At 42.4% G+C, this 2,016-nt stretch carries 2 protein-coding genes; both read left to right on the top strand.

Going from position 1 to position 2,016, the window contains the following annotated elements; genetic code table 11:
- Positions 1–589, top strand: a 589-nt coding sequence (locus tag BGO59_RS24550) for a site-specific integrase (protein ID WP_293687758.1), incomplete at its 5' end; no start/stop codon positions are given.
- Positions 590–1,166: 577 nt separating this feature from the next.
- Positions 1,167–2,016: DUF932 domain-containing protein (locus BGO59_RS24545; protein ID WP_293687755.1), on the top strand; the 850-nt coding region annotated here is incomplete at its 3' end.

The following is a 2,016-nucleotide window of genomic DNA, read 5'->3' as shown; positions in this document are numbered from 1 at the left end:
GGAAGAAACCGACCGGGGCTATATCCTTAAAGAAGATGTTGAAAAGCTGATGATGTGCGTACCATCGCACCAACGGTATGAACTTGTAAAAGACCTGTTTATTTTCAGTTGCTTTACAGGACTTGCTTATGCGGATATTAAGAAACTGACAAGGAACAACATTCAATCATTCTTTGACGGTCATCAGTGGATTATCAGCAGGAGAAAGAAATCAGATATTGCTTCAAATGTTCGGTTAATGGAAATCCCTAAACGTATCATTGAGAAATATCAGGGTACGACAAGGAATGAATTTATCTTTCCGGTTCCGACCAATGCAACCTGCAATACTCACATAGGCAAACTGGTTGAAAAGGCAGAAATCATTACGGAGCAAAAAGTAACTTTTCACACGGCAAGGCATACTTTCGGAACAATGTTTTTGACCGAGGGCGTACCGCTTGAAAGTCTTAGCAAAATGATGGGGCATAAAAATATTTCCACCACACAGATTTACGCTAAAATCACAAGCCAAAAAATCAGTAAGGATATGGATTTAGTTACCCCTAAATTCAAGGCAATGGAAGAAGCGTTTATGATGGCAATCTAATCAGCTTTTATCTAATCTCAATGAGCAGAACTTAACGGTTCTGCTTTTTTTATGCCTATCTTTTTGTGTAGGTAAAGCACATTTATTTTCCTCTACGCAATCCAACGCTGTAAAAGAGCTTATTACCTACTTCAGAAATAGAAAATTGAAAAACGAAACCCTTATCTAACGCTCCCTGCTATTCCATTTTTCAAATCCCTATTACAGGCTATCATAGCCTGGTCATTAATGCCATAAAAATTTAGAACAGAAAATTTCCACAATCAACCGGTAAAAAGGCAGCTAAGTTATAGCGGGCAGCCACCTCACACGCCCAACCAAAAGACTACGGCATAATGGCAAGGCAAAATGCTGGCTTCGCCGAATTGCTGTGTGTTGCCTTGCCACCCTCCGGGACTTATTCCGTTTCCTTTCGGTTTTACGCTGTTGCCCGCTTGGATTATCTGCTTTCTTTTTTCCGGTTTTTCTTTTGGAAAAATTTATGCGAAGCGAAGCGGAGCAAACCACAACGGGAAGCGGGAAACGAGAAAAGCGAGTGAGTAAATAACATTTTTTCAAACATCAAAATTTTAGCATTATGGCACACAACATCAATTTCAACGAGCAAACAGGACGTCATTCATTCTTTAGCGTTCAACAAAAAGCGTGGCACGGTTTGGGGCAAATCGTAGAGCAATACCCAACAAGCGAGGAAGCAATAGTACACGCAGGTTTAGATTACGAGGTTATCAAATCCCCACTGTTTACACAGGGCAGAACAATGAGCATAGGCGAAAACGGAGAACTGATTGAAGCCAATGACATCTTAGTACCTAACAGTTTCGCCACCCTCCGCACCGACACCAATACACCGTTGGGTGTAGTAGGCAAAGACTACCATATTGTACAAAACCGTGAGGCGTTCAATTTCTTTGATGCTATTGTAGGCGGAGGCGAGGGAATATTGTACGAAACCGCAGGAGCATTGGGTAACGGGGAGCGTATTTTTATTACTGCCAAGCTGCCCGACTATATCCGTGTAGGTAACGGCGACGATGTTACAGAAAAGTACATCTTCTTAACCACAAGCCACGACGGTAGTGGAAGTATTACCGCAGCGTTTACACCTATCCGTATCGTATGTCAAAACACCCTGAACGCATCATTGCGGAGTATGACCAATGTAGTGCGTATCAAACACACGTCAGGAGCAAAACAACGCCTCGAAAATGCTCACAAGGTTATGGGGCTTGCCAACACACTAAGCACGCAGTTAGAGAACATCTTTAACGATTGGGCTAAAGTAAGGGTAACAGACCGAGAAGTAAGAAAGCTAATCCAGTTGGCACTTTGCCCGAACAAAGAAACGCTTAACCTGCTCAAAAAAGGTGCGGAAGATGAAGTTTCCACCGTGTTTAAAAACACCGTAGATGATGCCTTTGAATACG

The sequence above is a fragment of the Spirosoma sp. 48-14 genome, assembly GCF_001898575.1.
Classification (GTDB): domain Bacteria; phylum Bacteroidota; class Bacteroidia; order Cytophagales; family Spirosomataceae; genus Spirosoma.
This window is presented reverse-complemented; position numbering and strand designations above follow the sequence as displayed.